Origin of the sequence: Massilia sp. LMS1-1-1.1 (assembly GCF_040815535.1) — a bacterium.
In the GTDB taxonomy this organism is placed as follows: Bacteria; Pseudomonadota; Gammaproteobacteria; order Burkholderiales; family Burkholderiaceae_D; genus Janthinobacterium; species Janthinobacterium aestuarii.
In genome coordinates this window covers 68866-90328 of record NZ_JBFPNG010000034.1, presented here as the reverse complement: position 1 = coordinate 90328, position 21463 = coordinate 68866, and the positions used below count along the sequence as shown (strand labels likewise).

Annotated in this window: 9 protein-coding genes; 4 read left to right on the top strand and 5 right to left on the bottom strand. The window is 66.5% G+C overall.

Translation table 11 applies throughout. The features are described from left to right. Positions 1 to 5 precede the first annotated feature (5 nt). Together MRBLMS1_RS19195 and MRBLMS1_RS19190 are read right to left on the bottom strand one after the other, a co-directional pair. Positions 6 to 3266, bottom strand: a complete 3261-nt coding sequence (locus tag MRBLMS1_RS19195) for an Ig-like domain-containing protein (protein WP_485881160.1) — start codon at positions 3264 to 3266, stop codon at positions 6 to 8. Next, positions 3256 to 10134, bottom strand: coding sequence for a cadherin-like beta sandwich domain-containing protein (locus MRBLMS1_RS19190; protein WP_485881864.1), 6879 nt, complete (start codon positions 10132 to 10134; stop codon positions 3256 to 3258). Before MRBLMS1_RS19190 ends, MRBLMS1_RS19195 begins: the two co-directional genes overlap by 11 nt. A 792-nt stretch (positions 10135 to 10926) precedes the next feature. On the opposite strand from MRBLMS1_RS19190, the gene MRBLMS1_RS19185 reads away from it, so the two are divergent. The 4 genes from MRBLMS1_RS19185 to MRBLMS1_RS19170 all read left to right on the top strand — a co-directional run bounded on the left by MRBLMS1_RS19185 (position 10927) and on the right by MRBLMS1_RS19170 (position 16012). Further along, positions 10927 to 12621, top strand: a complete 1695-nt coding sequence (locus MRBLMS1_RS19185; protein WP_456150884.1) for an MFS transporter — start codon at positions 10927 to 10929, stop codon at positions 12619 to 12621. Beyond that, the gene (locus MRBLMS1_RS19180) at positions 12608 to 13789 is read left to right on the top strand and encodes an HlyD family secretion protein (protein WP_456150883.1); all 1182 of its coding nucleotides are present in this window, start codon (positions 12608 to 12610) and stop codon (positions 13787 to 13789) included. The genes MRBLMS1_RS19185 and MRBLMS1_RS19180 overlap by 14 nt, the downstream gene beginning before the upstream one ends. Beyond that, positions 13786 to 15180, top strand: a complete 1395-nt coding sequence (locus MRBLMS1_RS19175) for an efflux transporter outer membrane subunit (RefSeq protein WP_485881157.1) — start codon at positions 13786 to 13788, stop codon at positions 15178 to 15180. The genes MRBLMS1_RS19180 and MRBLMS1_RS19175 overlap by 4 nt, the downstream gene beginning before the upstream one ends. Positions 15181 to 15271: 91 nt before the next feature. Beyond that, entirely contained in the window at positions 15272 to 16012 is a 741-nt protein-coding gene (locus MRBLMS1_RS19170) for a hypothetical protein (RefSeq protein WP_485881155.1), read from the top strand. Positions 16013 to 16050: 38 nt separating this feature from the next. Here MRBLMS1_RS19170 and MRBLMS1_RS19165 read toward each other — a convergent pair whose 3' ends face one another. The 3 genes from MRBLMS1_RS19165 to MRBLMS1_RS19155 all read right to left on the bottom strand — a co-directional run bounded on the left by MRBLMS1_RS19165 (position 16051) and on the right by MRBLMS1_RS19155 (position 21452). Further along, the gene (locus MRBLMS1_RS19165; protein WP_034747205.1) at positions 16051 to 17028 is read right to left on the bottom strand and encodes a hypothetical protein; all 978 of its coding nucleotides are present in this window, start codon (positions 17026 to 17028) and stop codon (positions 16051 to 16053) included. Positions 17029 to 17159: 131 nt separating this feature from the next. After that, the gene (locus MRBLMS1_RS19160) at positions 17160 to 20276 is read right to left on the bottom strand and encodes an efflux RND transporter permease subunit (RefSeq protein WP_128142066.1); all 3117 of its coding nucleotides are present in this window, start codon (positions 20274 to 20276) and stop codon (positions 17160 to 17162) included. Positions 20277 to 20285: 9 nt separating this feature from the next. Continuing rightward, complete coding sequence (locus MRBLMS1_RS19155; protein WP_485881152.1) at positions 20286 to 21452, bottom strand: efflux RND transporter periplasmic adaptor subunit; 1167 nt, start codon at positions 21450 to 21452, stop codon at positions 20286 to 20288. Positions 21453 to 21463: the final 11 nt, after the last annotated feature.

Below are 21463 nucleotides of genomic sequence, written 5' to 3'. Positions count from 1 at the left end.
GTTGATTACATCACCCCGCCCGATTTAAACGTTTTTTCGTCGAACTTGAAGCGCAGCCGCACAAACGTGCCGTGCGCCGTGTAATCGGTGCCCGCCAGGTCCTTGTCGGTGAATCCGGACAGGTTGTGTCCAACCGACAGGTACAGATTGCGCGCCAGTTGGTAACCGACTTCGGCGCCGTAGGCGTACTGGCGGCTCTTGCCCTGTGGGCTGTACAGCACCGACACCAGCACTCCCACATCCCATTTCGGAGCCACGTCCAGCACCGTGCGCCCGCCCAGCAGCCAAGCGCTGTACTTTTGCTCGCCGGCAGGCAGGGTATGGTCGGTGTTGAGCTTGCCCGCCAGGCGCGACGTGATCCACCACGGCCGGCTCGGGTGGTAGTCGACATGGGTCGAGACGATGTGGGCGCGGTAATTCTCGCCGTCGGGCCGTGCATGGTCGCGTACCGTCTTGTATTCGTAGCGCGCCAGCGCGTTGACATCGTTGCGCTCGCGCGGGCGCCAGGCAAATCCCAGTTGCGCCCTGTCTTGCAAGGTATTCCCCAGCGGCGCGCCGAGGGCGTCGGCGCGGTTGCGCTGGTAGAGCAGGTAATTGCGCGCCAGCAGAGTCCAGTCGTCGCTGATCTTGCGCGCCAGCGCCACCGTATTCAGCCATTGGTCCTGGCCCTGGTTGGCGGGCTGGTCGGCGCGGTCGAACAGCTTGCGGTATTCGAGTTTAGCGGAGGCACTCCACAGCGGATCGATGCGGTAATCGATGGCGCCGCTCAGGGCCACCGCCTCCTGCGCACTGCCGTTGAGTACCTTGACGTATTCGGCCCCGGTGCTGACGTTCACGCCGGGGCGCAATTGCCAGCTATTGCGCAGGCCGGAAGCCAGTTGTGCGTTGCGTTCGTCATCCAAGCCCAGGCCGGCGCCATCGCCGGCACTGTCGCGTAGCCGGTATTCGCTGAACATGGTCCCGCCCGCCATGTACGAAGTGTCGACCCCGGCCACCACGCTGGTGCCGCGCTCGGCCGGATTGATCGAGTAAGACGACGCCAGCCCGCTCTGGGTTTCGGCGCGCGCGTACAGACGGCCGTTCGACTCGGTCGCGTATTGCACGCCGAGGCCGTAGCGGTGCTGCCGTTCGCCGTCGACGCTGTGCTCGGCGTCGGCGCTGACGGTCAGCTTGTCGCTGGCCTTGAATTGCACGCCGAGCCGCGCGGTGGTGGCGTCGACGCCGCGGTAGGGCGCGGCGGCCGCGCCGCCCTGGGTGGCCTGGGTGTTCAGGGGCAGGCCGCTCAGGGTATCGAGTCCCGCCCCGTCCAGGCTGCCGAAGAAACCGCCGCTTGGGTTTTGCGCGCCGCCCGGCGGTGCCGTGTTGGGCGCGATGCCGGCGTTGGGTGTCAACTGGCCGTTTTCCTGGACATGGCGCAGCGAGAGGTCGAGGTTCAGGCGCTCGCTCAGCGCGTACAGCACGCCCACGCGCTGGCCCTGGCGGGCTGCGTCGGCGTAGTCGTTATCGCTGCGCACCGCTTCCGCATATAGGCGGGTGCGCCCGTCCATGCGCCACTTGGCGCTGGCGCCGGCGTCGCTTTGCCCGGCGCCCAGGCCGGCCGCCGTATTGTTGAAGTAGCGTCCGGCCTGGTGCCACCAGGCGCGCGCTTCCAGCCGCTCGTCCTGGTGGCGCAGTTCGATGCGGCCGGCGTTGCCTTCGCGCTCGTCCATTTGCTCGCCGGCCTGGCGGGTCGGGGTAGCCGACACGCTCTGGCCTACCGTATAAGTGGTCGAATTGCTGCGCGCCACTTCGGCCACCAGTTCGGTGCCCGCGCCCAGGCGGATCTGTCCGGCCACGCTTTGCAACTGGTAAGGCGAGTCGGGATTACGGTCCTCGACGATGGAAGCACCCAGTTTGACGTTCCCGCCCAGCGCTACGTTGGCATCGGCGCCGGCCACCCAGAATTTGTCGCCGCCTTGGTCCACCTCGTACGTGATGCGGATCGATTGCGGGTCGCCGTCCGGCGTCAGGGTGGCGATGGCCTGGTTGAACAGGATGCGCCCGCTGAACGGTTCGAAGCTATAGTCGACATAGCGCTGCAGCACCACCGCTTGCTTGACCAGGTTGGACTGGTTCTTGTCACGCACCAGCAGCTCGACCTTGTCCGAATTCTGGATCGCGCTGTTGCTGCGCACTGCGAACGGGCCGGAGGTGCCGTTGGCCTGGTACTCCTCGGTCACTTGCCTGAGGCTGTCGTGGATGGCGAAGGCGTTGCCGCTGATTGCGCCTTCTTCGTAATGACCGCGCAATCCGGTGGCAGTGCGGTTGTACTGGCCCAGCTTGTGCAGGGAAGCGTCGCTGCCGGCGCCGCCGCCCGCCAATTGGCTGAATTCGGCGCTGGTGACGAAGTCGCCGTACAGCAGGTAGTTCTTGCGCTGGTCCAGGCGCAGGTACAGGCGCTCGGTGGAACGCGCGTCGAAGGCGGTCACCGCCTCGTCGCCGTAGACGGGATAGAAACGGTTCGGATCGAGGTCGCGCAGCAGGCGATTATTGTTCGCCTTTTCGGAATCGTAGGCGGCCGTCACGGTGCTGTCGGCGCCGACGTCGCCCTTCATGAAGAAGGCCAGGCGCGCCGCGACATCGTCCTTGCCGCCATTGAACTGGCGGCTCCAGTGGGTCAGCGATTGTTCAAAGCCATCGTCGAAGCGCTGCGGGCCGCCCGAAGACCCCTGGCGGTGGCCGATCACGCCCTCGGCCACTCCGGTGACGAACAAGGGACGGCGTTCGGCCACGAAGCTGAGCTGGCCCTGAGCTTGCAGCACGCCGCTGGCGACCGACAAGGTCACGTCTTGGGCGTGCGGCGGCGCGACCACGATGAAGCGGGCGATCCCGTCCTCGACTTCGATGCGGGTACCGCGCAGCAGACGGTCGACGGGCGCGCCCAGACGCAGCCCGGGGGCCGCGCGGGGATCGACGATGCGGCCGCCATTGCTGTCGGCGCTGATCCAGGTGGTGCCGCGCAGCGGCTGGCCATTGGCGTCGAGCAGGTGCACCGTGACGGCGACTTGGGAGCGGCCATCGGCGGGCAGCATGTTGGTGTCGGTCTCGACCACGATGTCGGCGAGCGCCGGATCGCTGCGCAAGGTCATCTGGCCGGTCCGGGCCGGTGCCGCCTGCGGTGCCATCGTCTGGGCATGCAGCGGATAGGCAGCCGCAATCGCCAGCACGCCCATCAGCAGGCGGGCGCGCGAACCCGGGGACAGGGAAGGCAGGGATTTATTGCGCATGTTGTTCCCCTTGTACCGGCTCTGCCACTGACGGCTTGCCCGCGCTATTGCTGTTCACCTTGTTTTTTACCTTGCTTGAGAATGTGACGCCGGGACCGCCAACGGGCGGCGGGGCTTGCCCCGATTGGGGCGAGCGGGGTAGCCTGATGCGTTCGAGCACGGGCGCGGCGCACGAGGTTTCGGCGAAGTCCGCGCGAATCAGCTCGCCATTGCGCACGTCCAGCAGCAGGCTGTCCGGATCGCTCAGGTTGCGGTTGCTGGTTTCGCCCAGCACGCTGCCTGCCGGCAGGGTGACGGGGTCGACCTTGATCACGTGCGCGGTCGGGCTCAAGCCGCAGTAACTGTACTTGCCATCGGCGTCGGTGGTGATATTGGTGCCGTCTTCGAGGTACAGGCGCACCGCCGGGATGCCGGCTTCGCCGGCGTCCTGCACGCCGTTGCGGTTGCAATCGGTGAAGACCTTGCCGGCCACGCAGGCCTCGTTGGTAAACACGCCGCCGCTGACCTGCACCTTGAAGCTCGCCTCGTTGGAGGTGGTGGAGCCGGCGCGCGGCGCCAGCGTGGCTGCGTCGAGGCAGCCGTCGGCGCTGTTGCAGACATATGCGCGTGCCCGGTTGACGCCGTCGCCCTGCATGCTGCCGACACCGACCCGCACGCGGTAGCCCAGCACCAGTTCGCGGCCGGCCGTCGCGCCGCCCAACTGGAAGCCGAGTACGGCGCCGGGTCCCACCACCGGATCGGCGGCGCGCGCGCCGTTCAGCGTGACGCTGCCCGGAATGAAGCGGAAGCCGGATGGCAGCACGTCGCGCACGCTGGCCTGGCGGATGGTGGAAGCGGCGCTTTGGCGCAGCACGATGGTGTAGCGCACCGTGTCGCCCAGTTCGACGCTCTGGCGGTCGCCGGTCTTGCTCAGCGACAGGCCGGCGGCCACGGCCGCGTCCAGCGGAATGTGGTCGTTCAAGATCGGCGCCGACATCCCGTTGGTGATGTGCAGCTTCAGATAGTACTGGGTGCTGGCGGAGCCGCCCTGAACCAGGCCGGTGCAGGCGGCCGGATCATGGCGCGCCACGCCGGTGCCCGGAGCCACGTCGCTGGACTGGATAAACGCCGGATCGGGCACCGCGCCCACGTTCAGCGTGCCGGCGCAGGGTGGCAGCAGGGCCGAGACGGTGCCGTAGCCGGCTGGCGCCGTGAGCACGGCCAGCGTGTAGACGCCGCTCGGGAAACCATTCTGCAGCAGGTACTGGTAGGCGCCGTCGGCGCCGGTCAGCTGGTTCTTGATGGCCGCACCGCCGACCAGGTGGGTGGCCGGATCGAAGCCGGGCGGCCCGTCGATGGTGACCGTGACGCCCGCCAGCGGCTGGCGCGAGACGGAGTCATACACGATGCCGGCCGGGTCCAGCGGCAGGTTTTGCTGGCTGATCTCGTCGCTGGTCGACAGGCTCAGGTTGCGAATCGCGCGCGGCGACTCCAGGCCGGCCTCGCCACCCGAATCCGGCTTGCCGCCCAGGTTGCTGCCGGATTTATTGAACCGGATGGTAAAGCCGCTGCCGGTAGGCAAGCCGCTCTGTTCGTAGCCGGGGCATACCAGATTGTTGAATTGATACTGGCCCTGTGCATCGCTGCTCACGCCGCATATTTGCTTGTCGTTTTGCGACAAGGTCACATTCCAGCCGGCCACCAGTGCACCGCCGCTGTGTCCCGGCGTCGGTTTGCTGCTCAATTGCACCGCGCCGCTGATGATCGGCAGCTTGATGCCGTTGGCGGCGCGCTTGCGCAGGCCGAACAGATAGCCGTCCAGCTTGCCGCCCGAAGCGGCCAGCTTGGCGCCATCGACGTCGATCACGCTAATGCTGGTCTGAAAAGGCAGGGTGCCGAAGCCGGTGTCGTTGACCTTGCCGCCCGCCGCGCCTGCTCGTTCGCGCCCGTCGGAGTACTGGGCGCCGTCGAGGTCGGCCACGTTGCGGCTGAGCGAATAACTGCCGGCGGCGATGGCGGGAAAGCTGAAGCTGCCGTCGGTGCCGCTGGTGGCCACGCCGGTGGCGCTGCCGGACAGATTGATGCGTACGCCCGACAGAGGCGTTTCGCCCGCATCCTTGATGCCGTTGTCGTTGGTATCGACATACACGAAGCCTTGCAGGGTGCCGCTGTTCTGTTCGCCGAACAAGTAACCGCTGCCTGCCTGGCCGGAGGCGATCACGATGTTGCCGATCTGGTTGCGCGCCGCGCTGTCGTCGAAGCCGCTGTTGTCGACGGTGCCGCCGAGGTTGCCGGCCGTTTCCCTGCCGTCGCGCTTGGCGGCTGGCTGCAGTTCGGTCAGGGTGTAAGTGCCGCCCTTGATGGTGTTGAAAGCGAAGCCGCCGTCGGCGCCGGTCACGGTGCTCAGGGCCACCGTCGCGCCGTCGAGGTCGGTGCCGTCCAGCTTGACGGTGACCCCGGCCATGCCGGTTTCGCCGCTGTCGCGCACGCCGTCGTGGTTGTTGTCGGTGTAGACCAGGCCGGCCAAGGAGGCCGTGGCCAGCGGCGCGCGGGTGACCTTGACGGTGGTAGTGACGGCGGTGCCGTTCTGCGCCGTCACCACGATGGTCACGGTGTTGTCGCCCACGGCCAGCGCGATCGGCGCCGAGGCGCTGGCGCTGGCGACGGGCGCGCCGTTGACGGTGACCGTGGCGCTGCTGTCAGCCACGGTCGGGGTCAGGCTCAGCGCGGTGGCGCTGTTCGGCAGGTCGATCGCATAGGCCGTGGTGGCGCTGGCGAAAGCCGGGCTCAGGCTGCCGATCGAGGGAACCAGGGCGCTCAGGGCCGCGTTGGCCGAGGTCGCGCGCGTCACGGTGATTGTGTAGGTCTTCACAGCGCCGTTGGGGGCGTTGACCTGGACCGTGATCGTGTTCGCGCCCAGGGCCAGGGCGATCGCACCCGAGGCGTTGCCGCTGATGGTGGCCATGCCGTTGACGGTGACGGTCGCGGTTGGGTCGGCCACGGTCGGGGTGACGGTAAGCGAGGCGGTGGCGTTGCTCACGCTGGCCGTGTAGCTGGTTGTGCCGGCGGTGAAGGACGGGCTCAGAGTGCTACTCGACAGCGCCAGCGCGGACAGGTTGTTGTTGGCCGAGACCGTGCGTGTCACGGTGACCGTGTAGGTCCTGGTCGTGCCGTTCTGCGCGGTGACCACGATCGTGACGATGTTGGCACCCGTGTTCAGGGCGATCGCGCCCGAGGCGTTGCCGCTGGTGGTGGCCATGCCGTTGACGGTGACGGTCGCGGTTGGATCGGCCACGGTCGGGGTGACGGTGAGCGAGGCGGTGGCGTTGCTCACGCTGGCCGTGTAGTTGGTGGTGCCGGCGGCGAAGGCCGGGCTCAGAGTGCCGCTCGACAGCGCCAGCGCGGACAGGTCGGCGTTCGACGAGACGTTGCGGGTGACGGTGATGGTGTAGCTGCGCGGGGAGCCGTCCTGCGCCGTCACGACAACGGTGATGATGTTGGCACCCGTGTTCAGGGCGATCGCACCGGAGGCGTTGCCGCTGGTGGTAGCCACGCCGTTGACGGTGACGGTCGCGGTTGGATCGGCCACGGTCGGCGTGACGGTGATCGAGGTGGTCGCGTTGGGCACGGTGGCGCTGTAGCTTTGCTGGGCCGCGCTGAATACGGGATTCAGGGTGCCGCTTGATAAGGCCAGCGCGGCCAGGTCGTTATTGGTCGAGATCGCGCGCGTCACGGTCACCGTGTAAGTCCTGGTGGCGCTGTTTTGCGCGGTGACCACGACCGTGACGGTATTGCTGCCAGTATTCATGGCGATCGCGCCCGAGGCGTTGCCGCTGGCCACGGCCACGCCGTTGACCGTGACGGTGGCGTTCGGCTCGTTGACGGTCGGCGTGACCGTGACGCTGGCCGTCGCGGCCGCAATCGACATCGTGTAGCCGGTAGTGGACGGCGCGAACGCCGGACTGAGGCTGCCGCCGGACAAGGCCAGCGCCGACAGATTGGCATCGCCCGAGCCGGCGCGGGTCACGGTGACGGTGTACGTCTTGGTCGTGGTGCCGTTCTGGGCCGTGACGATGGTGGTGATGGTGTTGGCGCCGACCGCCAGCGCGATCGCGCCGGAGGCGTTGCCGCTGGTGGTGGCCACGCCGTTGACGGTGACCGAGGCGGTGGCATCAAGCACGGTCGGGGTGACGGTGAGCGAGGTGGTGGCGTTGCTCACGCTGGCCGTGTAGCTGGTGGTACTGGCCGCGAAGGCCGGGTTCAGGGTGCCGCTCGACAGCGACAGCGCGGAGAGGTCGGCGTTGGTCGATGGCAGAGCGCGGGTGATGGTCAGGGTATAGCTCTTGGTCGCTCCGTTCTGGGCGGTGACGTCGACGGTGACGGTGTTACTGCCCGGATTCATCGCGATGGCGCCCGAGGCAGCCCCGCTGCTGACGGCCACCCCGTTGACGGTGATGCTGGCGGTGCCGACGGCCGTGGTGGGGGTGACGGTGATGCTGGCGATGCCGGCCGCGATCGAGACGGTATAGCCGGTCGTGGCGGGATTGAACACCGGGCTCAGGCTGCCGCTGGAGGTGCTCAATGCGGACAGGTTGTTGTTGGACGAAGCGGCGCGGGTCACGGTCACGGTGTAGGTCTTGGTTGTGCTGCCATCCTGGGCCGTGACGACGGTGGTGATGGTGTTGGCTCCCACGTTCAGGGCGATCGCGCCCGAGGCGCTGCCGCTGGTGGTGGCCACGCCGTTGACGGTGACGCTGGCGCTGCCATTGGCCACGGTCGGGGTGACGGTAAGCGAGGTGGTGGCGTTGCTCACGCTGGCCGTGTAGCTGGTGGTGCCGGCCGCGAAGGCCGGGCTCAAGGTGCCGCTCGACAGCGACAGCGCGGACAGGTCGGCGTTGGCCGAGCCGGCGCGTGTGACGGTGACGGTGTAGCTGAGCGGCGTGCCGTTCTGCGCGGTGACGGTGACGGTGATGGTGTTGCTGCCGATGGCCAGGGCGATGGCGCCCGAGGCGTTGCCGCTGGTGGTGGCCACGCCGTTGACGGTGACGCTGGCGGTGGCATCAAGCACGGTAGGGGTCACGGTGATCGAGGTGGTGGCGTTGCTTACGGTGGCCGTGTAGCCGATGGTGCCGGAGGCAAACACCGGGGCCAGGGTGCCGCTCGAGAGCGACAGTGCGCTCAACTGGTTGCTGCTGGAAGCGGCGGCGCGCGTGACGGTGGTGGTGTAGGTCTTGGTGGAGCTATCCTGGGCCGTGACGATGGTGGTGATGGTGTTGGCGCCCACGTTCAGGGCGATGGCGCCCGAGGCGTTGCCGCTGGTGGTGGCCACGCCGTTGACGGTGACGCTGGCGGTGCCATCGGCCACGGTCGGGGTGAGTGTCATCGAGGTGGTGGTAAACGGCACGCCGGCCGTGTAGCTGGTGGTGGCCGAGGCGAACACGGGGGTCAGGGTGCCGGTCGAGATGGCCATGTTGCTCAGGTTGGCGTTGCTCGACGGCGGCGCCGCGCGCGTGATGGTCGTGGTGTAGGTCTTGGTGGTGCTGCCGTCGAGCGCCGTGACGATGGTGGTGATGGTGTTGGCGCCCACGTTCAGGGCGATCGCACCCGAGGCGGCGCCGCTGGCGACGGTCACGCCGTTGACGGTGACGGTCGTGCCCGGGGTATCGACCGTGGGCGTGATGGTGGTGCTGGCGGTCGCGTTGGGCACGGCGATGGTGTAGGCGGTGGTGGCCGCCGCGAACCCGGGGACCAGGGCACCGGCCGTGGCCGAGAGCGCGCTCAGGTTGGCATTGCCGGAGGGGTTGACGAAGGTGAAGGTGTTGAAGCCTTCCTGAAACAGCGTGTTGGGGGTGCCGATGCCGCCGTCGCTGGTAATGCGGATCTCGTCGACGTTGCCGAATCCTGCTGATGGCAGGTTGATGACGGATGACAGGCCACTGGGATCGGCTGAAAAGGTCGAGGTCACGCCGGGCGTGCCGCCGCGGTAGGCGGTGGCGGTATAGACGGATCCGGCTCCCTGGGCATCTTGGATGCGGAAGCTGGACAGGCCGAACAGGCGGTTCGATTGGCTTTTGATGATCAGCGCGCCGACCGTGGTGCCCGTGTCGAAGATCAGCATCGAACCGCCGGGGCCGCCCAGGTTGAAGTTCGTAACATTGCCGGTCGGCGTGTTGCCGGCGTTGGCAAAGTAGATCTCGTATTCGATATTGGGAAAAGGGGTCTGGGACGCAGCGTGGCTGTCGACGAACTTGGGCACGGTGAAATTGTTATTAGGCAGGTTCGCTGCGATCGACAAGGTGCCGGCCACGGTCGGCAAGACGTGGCGGTAGGCGGGGAAGGCCAGCGCGGCGCTGCGTAGCGGGCCGGTGCGTGCCTCCAGCATCCAGTCGCCGCCTTGGGTGGCGGCGCCGGTCAGGTTGCTCGAGGCGGCCACGCGGGCGCCGGTGCGTCCGGCCAGCGCGCCGATGAAGTCCTGGCCCGCTTTGCCTTCGGCCACGTTACAGCCGTACAGCAGGATGTCGGCGTCACGGCGCAGTGCGGCGCGGATGATACCGAGGTCGGCGCCGCGCTCGTTCAATTGCTCGCGACCGAGTTGCAGCGAGCCGAGCTGCAAGCTGCCCGGTGCGCCGTGCGAAATGAGGTGCAGGCCGGCGATGTCGCGCCGGGTTTCCAGCGCCTGGGCGATCTGGCGCAAGCCGTCGCGCTCGCCGTCGAGCACCACCACGTCCATGTGATCGGTGCCGTTGCCGATGAGTTCCCGATAGTCGGCGACATTATCTTCGACAAACAGGATTTGTTTTCCCGTTTGGATTGATGTGGCTGCGGTTGGCGGCGCACCGGACGACCAGGCCGGCGCGGGAAAAAGAAGATTGGCGCAAATGCATGCCATCAAGAATAGACGCCACCACATCGGTGTAGCGGGGAATGTTGACACGACAAACTTGGTCATTTTTTCGTCTTTCATTGTCTAACAAGTCAGCCCGCCCGCAGCGGGGCAGGTGGCGTCAGGCCTTTGGTGATCGGGATGCTGGTGAATAAATATATGGAGGGCATTCATGACGGCACCGGCAGGTCCGTTTTCCTGCGCTTTTTGGAAACACTACATATGCGAATTGGATATTGCGTATCCCGCATGAATATCGGGAAAAAACTTATTGTTGCTGCAAAGCTAATTATGTGAAGAAATTATAAATTCTCATAGTTATTTAAGGCGGATTGTTATGCAGTCTGTTTATTGTTGCCGGAATGCTACAAAATGATCGTTGTCGAGCGGTCCAGGCGTAGCGTTTCCAATCTGCGGTAGCGCTGCGCAAGCTGCAAGGACAGCCCGGTGCCGTCACTAGGTCCTACGGCAAATTGTCCGCCTCGATGAACATCTGCGTGAAAGGCTGCTTAGCCGTCTGAATGACGAACGGCCCCATTAAAAATTCGGCCGGGCCGTTAAGGCAAAACCACAACGCTATGCCACGCGCATCCTACGACTTTCCGACGGCCAGGGCGCGGTGCAGCAGCTGGGCAGCGACGCCAACGCGCTCGACTTCCTGCGCCTGCAATTGCGTGCAGCAATGTAAACAATAAAAACGTCCTGCGGTGCTATGCTGCTGCCTAGAACTGTTCATTTGCCACCATCTGTATAACAGCAGCAAGGAACGGCTTCAGCAAACCGGATCGCGATTACCGCATGGACAAGTACACACCTCGCACCTGGGGGCCGGGCGAACGCCCGACCTTGCCCGGGTCGCCATCGATGCCCGAACATTCGACGCCCAAGCGTGTCGCGTATTTCATCGTCGGCCTGATCGTCGCGCTGACGGGAGGGCTGGGCAACGGCCTGGTGACGGCCAATTTGCTGAACCTGCAAGGTTCGCTGGCCGCTTATGCCTATCAGATGCAGTGGCTGCCGGCCGCCTACGTGATGACCATCGTTTCCATGAATCTGCTGCTGGTGAAGTTCCGCCAGCAGTTCGGCCTGCGCCTGTTTACGGAAGCGTTCCTGGTGCTGTATGCGCTGGTGACGTTCGCCCACTTGTACGCGAATACCTTGCCGTCGGCGATCGCCGTGCGGGCCGCGCATGGCATGGTGGGCGGCGCGCTGGGCGTGCTGGGCCTGTACTACACCTTGCAGGCGTTTCCCGCGCGGCACCGCCTGAAGGGCGTGGTGCTGGGCCTGGGCTTTGCCCAGCTGGCGCTGCCCCTGGCGCGCATCTTCACCTCCGAACTGCTGCAGATCGGCGAATGGCACGGCCTGTACCTGTTCGAACTGGGATTGGCCCTGCTGGCGCTGGGCTGCGTGCTGGCCCTGAAACTGCCGCCCGGCGACCGCGTGCAGACGTTCGAGCCGCTCGACTTCCTTACTTTTATCCTGTTCGCGCCCGGCGTGGCCCTGCTGTGCGCCGTGCTGGCGCAGGGGCGTACGGCATGGTGGATGGAGTCGGAGTGGGTGGGCGTGTGCCTGGCGTGCTCCATCGTGCTGATCGCCGCCTCGCTGGCCATCGAGCATAACCGCGCGCGCCCGCTGCTCAACACGCGCTGGCTCACGACGGGCAAGATCGCCAAGCTGTTTTTATCGGTGCTGCTGTTTCGCATCGTGCTGTCCGAATCGACGGGCGCCGTCGGCTTTCTGCAGGCGCTGGGCCTGAACACGGACCAGATGCAGAACCTGTTCGTCGTGGTGCTGCTGGGCAGCGTCGCGGGCCTGGTGGTCAGCGCGCTGACGATCAATCCGGCGACCTTGAACCGCTCGCTGATGTTCGCGCTGCTGCTGATCGCCGCCGGCGCCCTGATCGACGCGCACGCCACCAGCCAGACGCGCCCCGTCAACATGTATGTGAGCCAGTTCCTGCTGGCCTTTGGCGGCACATATTTCCTCGGTCCCACGATGGTGGCGGGCATGGGCGCCGTGATCGCCGAACCGCGCAACCTCGTGAGTTTTTCCGTGATGTTTACCATGACGCAGAACCTGGGCGGTCTGCTCGGTGCGGCCATCGTCGGCACCATCCAGACGGCGCGCGAAAAATACCATTCCAGCTACCTGGTCGAGCATCTCACCATGCTCGATCCGCAAGTGGCGGCGCGTGTGCAGTCGGGTGCCGCAAGCTATGGCGGCGTACTGATGGACCCTGCGTTGCGCAGCGCCCAGGGCGTGGCGCGCCTGGGCGCCGTCGCTACGCGCGAAGCCAATGTGCTGGCCTATAACGACGTTTTTTTGATGATCGCCGGCGTTGCCATCGCCACCCTGATCTGGATGCTGGTCAGCCAGTCCTGGACCCGCATCACCACCGGCGCGCGCCGCCTGGTCGGGCCCGTGCGCGATGCGCAGACGGCCATGGCCATCGTCCCCATTACCAATTCGGAACCGAGCAATGACAGAAAATAATACTCCGCCACCAGCACCGACAACGCCCGCAGCCGCGACCACGCCGGCGCCAACCACTTCCACGGCGCAGCCGGACCGCCGCCATCAGTGGCTGTCCGCGCTGGCCTTTGCCGCCGTGGCCCTGGTGGGCGTGCTGATCGTGCTGTACGCGTGGCGTCTGCCGCCGTTCACGAGCCCCATCGTGACGACGGAAAACGCCACCGTGCGCGGGCAGGTGACCATCATCGGCACGCAGCTGTCGGGCTATGTAGTGGAAGTGACGGTGCAGGATTTCATGGACGTCAAGGAAGGCCAGCTACTGGTGCGCATCGACGACCGCATCTACCAGCAGCGCTACGAGCAGGCGCAGGCCCAGTTGGCCGCGCAGCAGGCGGCGCTGTCGAACTGGGCGCAGCAAAAGGCCAGCGCGCAGGCTGGCATTTCCGTCAGCGAAGCGGCCCTGGCCAATGCGGAAGCGCAGGCGCGCAAGGCCAGCGCCGACCTCAATCGCGTGGAGCAGCTGGTGGCCGATGGTTCGCTGTCGCAGCGCGAACACGACCAGTCGCGCGCCACGCAGGCGCAGATGGCGGCGGCGCTGGCGCAGGCCCGCGCCAATCTCGATATCGCCCAGCAAAGCGTGCATAGCGTGGTGGTCAACAAGCAGGCGCTGGAAGCGGCCGTGGCCAATGCGCAGGCGGCTGTCAAGGCGGCGAAGATCGACCTCGATAACACGCGCATCGTGGCGCCATCCGATGGACAACTGGGTCAGGTGGCGGTGCGCCAGGGCGCGTACGTGAATTCGGGCGCGCAGCTGATGGCGCTGGTGCCGCGCCAGATGTGGGTGATCGCCAATTTCAAGGAAACGCAGATGAACGGCGTGCAGGAAGGGCAGAGCGCCACTTTCCACGTCGACGCGCTCGACGGCGCCGTGCTGACGGGCCAGGTGGAGCGCATTTCGCCGGCCACCGGTTCCGAGTTTTCCGTGCTGCCGGCCGATAATGCGACGGGCAACTACCTCAAAATCGCCCAGCGCATTCCCGTGCGCATCCGCATCGATCCGGGGCAGGCGAATGCGCGCCGTCTCGTGCCCGGCATGTCGGTGGTGGTCAGCGTCGATACGTCCGCCGTGCTGAATGACTCGGCGGACAATCCGGCACCGCCACCGCCGCCGAAGAAGGCCAAGCCATGAAGCGCCGTTTCCTGCTGATGGCCGCCGCGCTGGCGCTGGCTGGTTGTGCCGCCAACGCGCCACCGCAGCCTGCGTCGGCACTGCAGCTGCCGTCCGGCTGGCGCGCGCAAGCGGCTGGCGCGCCTGCGGCGACTGGGGCCCATGTCGAGCAGCTATGGTGGCAAGCCTTCGGCGACCCGGTCTTGAGCGACCTGGTGGGCGAGGCGCTGGCGCGCAATGGCGACTTGCGCGTGGCGCGCGCCCGCGTGCAGGAATACCGCGCGCGCCTGGCGCAGGCCGATGCGAACCGCGCGCCCAACCTGGCCTTCGACGGTTCGCCCACGCGTACGCGCACCCTCGCGTCCAGCGGCAAACCGTACGTGACGAATGTCTTCCAGGCGGAACTGCAGGCCAGTTATGAGATCGACGTGTGGGGCCGGCTGGCGAGCCTGAGCGATGCGGCCGGCGAGAGCTACCGCGCCGAGCAGGCCAGCCTCGATGCGGCGGCCCTGTCGATCGCCGCCAGTGTGGCGACGAGCTATCTGAACCTGCGGGGGCTCGACGCGCAGCTGGCGCTCACGCAATCGACCCTGCAGCTGCGCGAACAGTCGCGCGAGCTGGCGCGCAAGCAGTTCGAGGTGGGCTACAGCTCGCGCCTGGAATGGCTGCAGGCGCAATCGGAATACCATGCGGCGGCCGAACAGGTGCCGCAGCTGCAGCGGCAGATCTTCGAACAGGAAAACGCGCTGGCCATCCTCGTGGGCGGCAATCCCGGTCCCATCGCGCGCGGCTTGCCGCTGTCCGAGCTGGCGGCGCCTGGCGTGCCGGCCGGCCTGCCATCCGAATTGCTGCGCCGGCGGCCCGATATCGCGCGCGCGGAACACAACCTGGCAGCCGCCAACGCCAGCCTGGCCGCCACGCGCGACCAGCTGCTGCCCTCGTTCAAGCTGACGGCCGTCGGCGGCGGGCAAGCGACGACCCTCACCGATTTCCTGCATGCGCCCACTGCCCTGTGGCGCCTGACGGCGCTGGCGGCCGGCCCCCTGTTCGATGGCGGGCGCGTGCAGGCGCAGACGGATGCGGCCGGCGCCCAGCGCGACCAGCTCGTGTACACATATGAAAACGTGGTGCGCAATGCCTTCGCCGAAACGGAGAACAGCCTGGGCGCCATCTACCGGCTGCGGCAGCAAGCCGTGGAAAACGATGCGCGCCGCGCCACGGCGGCCGACACCCTGCGCATCGCGCACAACCGCTACCGCAACGGCTATGCCTCCTACCTGGAAGAACTCGACGCCCAGCGCACCCTGTACAGTGCCGACGTGGGACTGTTGCAGCTGAAGACGCGCATCCTCGTCGCCTCGGTGGACCTGTACCGCGCCATGGGCGGCGGCTGGTCGGCCAAGGCGCAATAGGCGCGTGTGCACGGCGTGGCCAGTGTAATATTCTGAGCAGGGAAAGCGGCGGCATGGTGCCGGCTGCTCCCATCACGAACGAGGTCGCAGCATGACGATTTTTGGCATAGGCATCCACATCCTGATCGCGGTATTTTTTGCGGTCCACGTGGTGCGCAACGGGCAGCAGCTGTACTGGCTGCTCATCTTATTCATGTTCCCGCTGCTGGGCAGCGTGGTGTATTTCTTCGCCATCTACCTGCCCAATTCGCGCCTGCCGCAAGGCGCGCGCAAGGTTGCGTCGGTGGCCGTGCAGGTACTCGATCCGAACCGCGAATTGCGCGAGGCGAAAGCGGCCTTCGAGTACACGCCGACGGCGCAAAACCAGATGCGCCTGGCCAGCGCGCAGCTCGAAGCGGGCAATGCAAAGGAAGCGGCATCGACCTACGAAGCCTGCCTGCAGGGAGCGTTCGCATCGGACCTGGAAATTCGCCTGGGCGCGGCGCGCGCCTACCTGGAGTGCGAACGGGGCGCCGAAGCGCTGACGCACCTGGAATTCATCCGCCGCAGCGACATCCATTTCCGTCCCGAGATGGTGTCCCTGCTGACGGCGCGCGCGCTGGCGCAAAGCGGGCGGCAGGTGGAAGCGAAAGCGGAATTCGACGATGCGCTGACGCGCTACAACAGCTTCGAGTGCCGTGCCGAGTGCGCGATCTGGGCGCTGCAGCAGGGCGACAAGGTGTTGTCGGAACGCCTGCTGCTCGATATCGACAGCGCCATGGCCCGCTGGAGCAGCCATACGCGTGCCATGTATGCGCCGCTGCTGGCGCGCCTGGAAGCGGCGCGCAAGTAGCTGGCTTACGTGGGGCAGACCCGGCGGGTCTGACCCCATTAGACGCCCGGCACCGTGTTCTTCCCTTCAATTAATTTATATCCCTTGCCATCGAAGCCGTAGCGCGCGTGGTTGTTCAGGGGCGTGGCGATGCGCGGCGGGTCTTCGTCGGGCTTGACCGTGACGCCGGGCTTGATCTTCTCGGAGGCGCCCTTGAAATCGATCAGCAGGTCATCGTAGGCGCCGCCATTGCGCGCCGGCGCGAAGCGCCAGTTCCCCTTGACCATCCAGCACTCGTCCGTCTCGGGCCCGCAGGCGCCCATATTGTCCGAATACAGATCGATGGCGCCATCGAGTGAGGTGACCTTGCCGTCGCCGATTTCAAACAGGGCCAGTTGCGTGATGGTGTAGCCCTGGCCCGTATAGCCATGGCGGATCGCCAGTCCCGGCTTGTTCGCGCCCAGCATGACCCAGTGGACTTCGCCGAGCTGCCCCGACGATCCCAGGGCGGCGATGTTTTCCAGCCGTTTCACGACTTGCCACTGGCCGTCTTCCGGCTGGCCCTTGGGCGCCAGGAAAAAGACATTCAGCAGCCCCGGCGAAGCATGCGCCGATTCGGCCGTGCCTTCCGTGTTGGCCGTTTCCGCATTCGCCACCAGGATGGCGCTGCCATCGGGCAGCAGCTTGTGGCTGACGGCGCTGACCACGTAACTGAGCTTGTCGACGTGGTTATCGGGATCGGGCAGGTCGGCCAGCGCATCTTCGCTGTCGCTGCGGTAGTCCTTGCCGAAGACGGCGCGCATCATGCCCACTTCGCGCTCGCGCGCCTGGGGCGTGTTCATCGCTTCCGTCCTGGGGGCGGTGGCGGATGGCGGCGGCACGTGTTCGGCCGATGCGGTGTCTGCTGCGGCTGCGGCAGCGGGGACTTCGGTGACCACGTCAGCTGCCAGGTCGGCGCTGGCGGGGGCGGTCTTGTCCGAGCAGGCGCCGAGCAGCGCGGATGCCATCAGCAGGACGAGCGGGGTGCGGTAATTCATAGGCAGGGCAGATTGCGTTCATGGAGAATGGGCGCAGTATGCCAGATAGATGAAAGCGAGGGAGCGCGGCCTGGCGGCCGGTCCCTCGTTTCCTTGCCCGCAGGGGGCGATTTTGCAATTGACCGTGGCGCTTATTTTTCCAGTGCCACCTTGTCATCGCGCCGCAGCGGCGCCTTCTGGCGGCGCAGTTTCGCCATGCCGCGCTTGAGCAGGTGCTCGAGGTCGTCGATGTAGGTGAACACGGCCGGCACCACCAGCAGGCTCAACAGGGTCGACGTGATCAGGCCGCCGATGACGGTAATGGCCATCGGCGAACGGAAGCTGGGGTCGGCGCCCCAGCCCAGCGCCAGCGGCATCATGCCGGCGCCCATGGCGATCGTCGTCATCAGGATGGGGCGGCTGCGCTTGTGGCAGGCGTCGACCAGCGCATCGAAGCGGTTCATGCCGGCCTGGCGCGCCAGGATCGCATAGTCGACCAGCAGGATCGAGTTCTTGGTGACGATCCCCATCAGCATGATCAGGCCGATCATCGACGGCATCGACAGGGCGCTGCCCGTAATCAGGAGCGCCACGAAGGCGCCGCCGATCGACAGCGGCAACGCCGCCAGGATGGTCACCGGCTGCATGAAGTCCTTGAACAGCAGCACCAGCACGCAGTAGATGCACAGCACGCCGATCAGCATGGCCAGGCCGAAGCTGGCGAACAACGAGGCCATCTCCTGCGCGTCGCCCAGTTCGGCGATCTTCACGGATGGCGGCAAGTTCTTCATCGACGGCAGCGCGCGCGCCTCTTCATTCAGTTCGCCCAGGGTGCGCGAACCGAGTTCCACGTCGAGGGTCACATTGCGGCTGCGGTTCAGGCGGTCGATCTGCGCCGGGCCGCTTTCCATCGTCACGCTGGCCACGTTCGCCAGGCGCACGGGACCATTCTTGCCGGGCACGGTCAGGCGCTCGATGGCGGCCAGGTCGGCGCGCACGCTGTTGGGCAGCTTGACGCGGATCGGCACTTGCCGCTCGGGCAGGTTCATTTTCGTCAGGTCCGTGTCGTAGTCGCCGGCCGTGGCCACGCGCACCGTTTCGCCGATGGCCGCTGCCGTCACGCCCAGGTCGGCCGCCTTGGCGAAATCGGGACGCACGATGATTTCCGGGCGCACCAGCGAGGCGCTGGAATTGACGTTGCCGATGCCTTTCAGGCCGCGCAGTTCGCGCTCGACCTTTTGCGCCGCCGCCATCAACGCCACCGGGTCTTCCGAGCGCAGCACCAGCTGCATCTTGACGCCGGTGTCGGGCGGTCCCACCGTGAAGCGGGCGCCGGGGATGGTATCGAGCTTCTGGCGCAGCTGGGTTTCCAGGTCCGCCATCGATTCCTTGCGCTCGGTGCGGTGCACGGTGGTCAGGGTCAGCACGGCGCGGCGCGCCTCGGCCGCGGCGCCGGGGGCGAAGGCATCGCCGCTCGAGCCGCCGCCTATCGAACTGAAGACGCCCTCGATGCCCGGCGTGCGCATGGCCGCATCGCGCGCCAGGGCTGCCACGGCCTGCGTTTCGCCCAGAGTGGAGCCGGGCGGCAGTTCCAGGTTGATCTGCGTCTGCGCACGGTCGGCGGCCGGCACGAAACCGGTCGGCAGCAGCGGCACGAGCGCGATGGCGCCGACAAAGAACAGGGCCGCGGCGATGGCCGTGATGCCGCGGTGGTTCAGGCACCAGCGCATGACCGTCAGGTAGCGCGTCATCAGCCAGCCATCCTGCTCTTCCTTGTGCGGCAGCGGTTTCAGGATATAGGCCGCCATCATCGGGGTGAGCAGCCGCGCCACCACCAGCGAGGCCAGCACGGCCAGCACGGCGGTCCAGCCGAACTGCTTGAAGAACAGGCCGGGAATGCCGCTCATGAAGGCCGTCGGCAGGAACACGGCCACCAGCGCGAAGGTGGTGGCGATGACGGCCATGCCGATTTCGTCGGCTGCTTCCATTGCCGCTTCCATCGGCGACTTGCCCATGCGCAGATGGCGCTCAATGTTTTCGATTTCCACGATGGCGTCGTCGACCAGCACGCCGACGACCAGGGCCAGCGACAGCAGGGTGACGGTATTGAGCGTGTAGCCGAACCAGTAGATGCCGAGGAAGGCGGGCATCACGGACAGGGGCAGGGCGGCGGCGGCCACCAGGGTGGCGCGCCAGTCGCGCAGGAACCACCACACCACCAGCACGGCCAGCAGCGCGCCTTCGTACAGCAGCTCCATCGAGCCATCGAAGTTTTCCTCGACGGGGAAGGCATTGTCGATCGACTGCTGCAGCACCACGTTCGGGTTTTCCTTTTGCAGGTCGGCGATGGCATCGCGCGCGCCCTTGGCGACAGCCACTTCGCTGGCGCCCTTGGTGCGGAACACTTCAAAGGCGACGACCGTTTTGCCATCCTGCTCGGCCAGCGCGCGCGGTTCGGCGATGGTGTCGCGCACGGTGGCTACCTGGTCCAGGCGCACATGGCGTCCGTCCGGCAGCGGCACTTCCACGCGCGACAGTTCATCGGCCGTCTTGACGGTGGCGATGGTGCGCACCGACTGCTCGGCGCCGCTGATGTCGCCCCTGCCGCCAGGCGCTTCGCGCTGCACCAGGCGCAGCTGGCGCGACACGTCGAGGGCCGACACTTTCAATGCGGCCATGCGCGCCTCGTCGAGTTCCACCTGGATCTCGCGATAGACGCCACCGACTCTGGTGACGGCGCCCACGCCGGGCACGGTCAAGAGGCGCTTGGCCACCGTGTTGTCGACGAACCACGACAGGTCGGGAGAGTCGAGCGGGTTGTCCACGCCCGGCTTCGCCGTGGCGATAAAGGTCAGCACCACGCGTCCCGCCGTGGATGCCTTGGTGACGGTGGGGTCGCGCAGCTCTGCCGGCATGTCCGCCTTGACGCGCGCGACCGCGTCGCGCACATCGTTGACGGCTTCGGCGATCTGCTTTTCCAGGATGAATTCGACGGTCACCGTGACGACGCCATCGAGCACCTTGGTATAGATGTTTTTCACGCCTTGCAGGGTGGCGACGGAATCTTCGATCTTGCGCGCCACTTCCGTTTCCAGCTGGGCTGGTGCCGCGCCGGGCAGCACGGCGCTGACGGTGACGATGGGCAGTTCGATGTCGGGGAAATCCTGCACCGGATTGGCCTTGTAGGCCAGCAGACCGGCCAGGGTCAGCAGCGCGAACAGCATGATGGCCGGGATCGGGTTCTTGATCGAGAGGGAGGAAAAATTCATGGCCTCTCCTTACTTTTTCGCTGCCGGTGCTACGGCAGCCTTGGCCGCTGCCGGAGCCTGTACATTGCGTACCAGGTCGCCGTCATTGAGGAAGCCTGCGCCGCTGACGACGATGGTGGTGTCGGCCGTGATGCCGCCAAGGATCTCAATGCGGTCGCTCAGGCGCCGTCCGGCCTGCACCTTGATCTGGCTGACCCGCTGGTCGGGATTGAGGCGGAAGACATAGCTGAAACCATCGCGCACGGCGATCGCCTGCTGTGGCACGGTCAGCGCGCCCGAGGTACCGAGTTCGAATTCGCCGCTGGCGTACATGCCGGCCTTGAACGGCGCATTGCTGCCCGTGCCGGCAGGCAGGTCCACGTAGACGAGGGCGGAACGCGTCTGCGGATCGACGGTAGGGGCGATCATGCGCACCTTGCCTGTCAAGACGCTGCCGTTGGCCGCCTTCACTTGCGCCAGGGTGCCTGGTTTCAGATTCAGCAGCTCGGTGGCCGTCACTTCGGCACGCCATTCGAGGCGGCCCTGGCGGATCATGCGGAACAGTTCCGTGCCGGCGCCCACCACGGAACCGACGGTGGCCGAGCGCGAAGAGATGATGCCGCTGTCGGGCGCCACCACCTGCGTGTATTTCAGGCGCAGCTGTTGCGACGCCAGCTGCGCCTTGGCGGACGCGATGCGCGCGTTGGCCGTCTGTTCTGCCGTCAGGTACTGGCTGATCTGCTGCGCGCTGATGGCGCCCGTGCTTTGCAGCGAGCGGGCGCGCTGCGCGTTGGCGGCGGCTTCCGCCGCATTGGCTTGCGCTTCCAGCACGGCGGCCTTCGTTTGCGCCACGTCGGCATTGACCGTGTCGTTCGAGAACACGGCCAGCACCTGGCCGGCGCGCACGACGTCGCCCACGTTCACGCGCACGTCGGTCAGACGCAAACCGTTCGATTCGCTGCCGATGACGGCTTCCTGCCAGGCGGCCACGTTGCCGTTGGCCTTCAGCTTGATGGGCAGGCTGGCCGTCTGCGGCTTGGCCGTGGTGACGGTCAGCGCCGGCTTTTGCGCCGTGTTTTTATCCTTGGCGTCGTCCGCCGCCGTGGAGGAAGGGGAGTACAGGGTCACGCCGGCGCCCAGCATCAAGCAAAGGGCGGCCAGGACGAGCGCCATCGGTTTCAATGTCATTTTTTTCATGTTGTGTATCC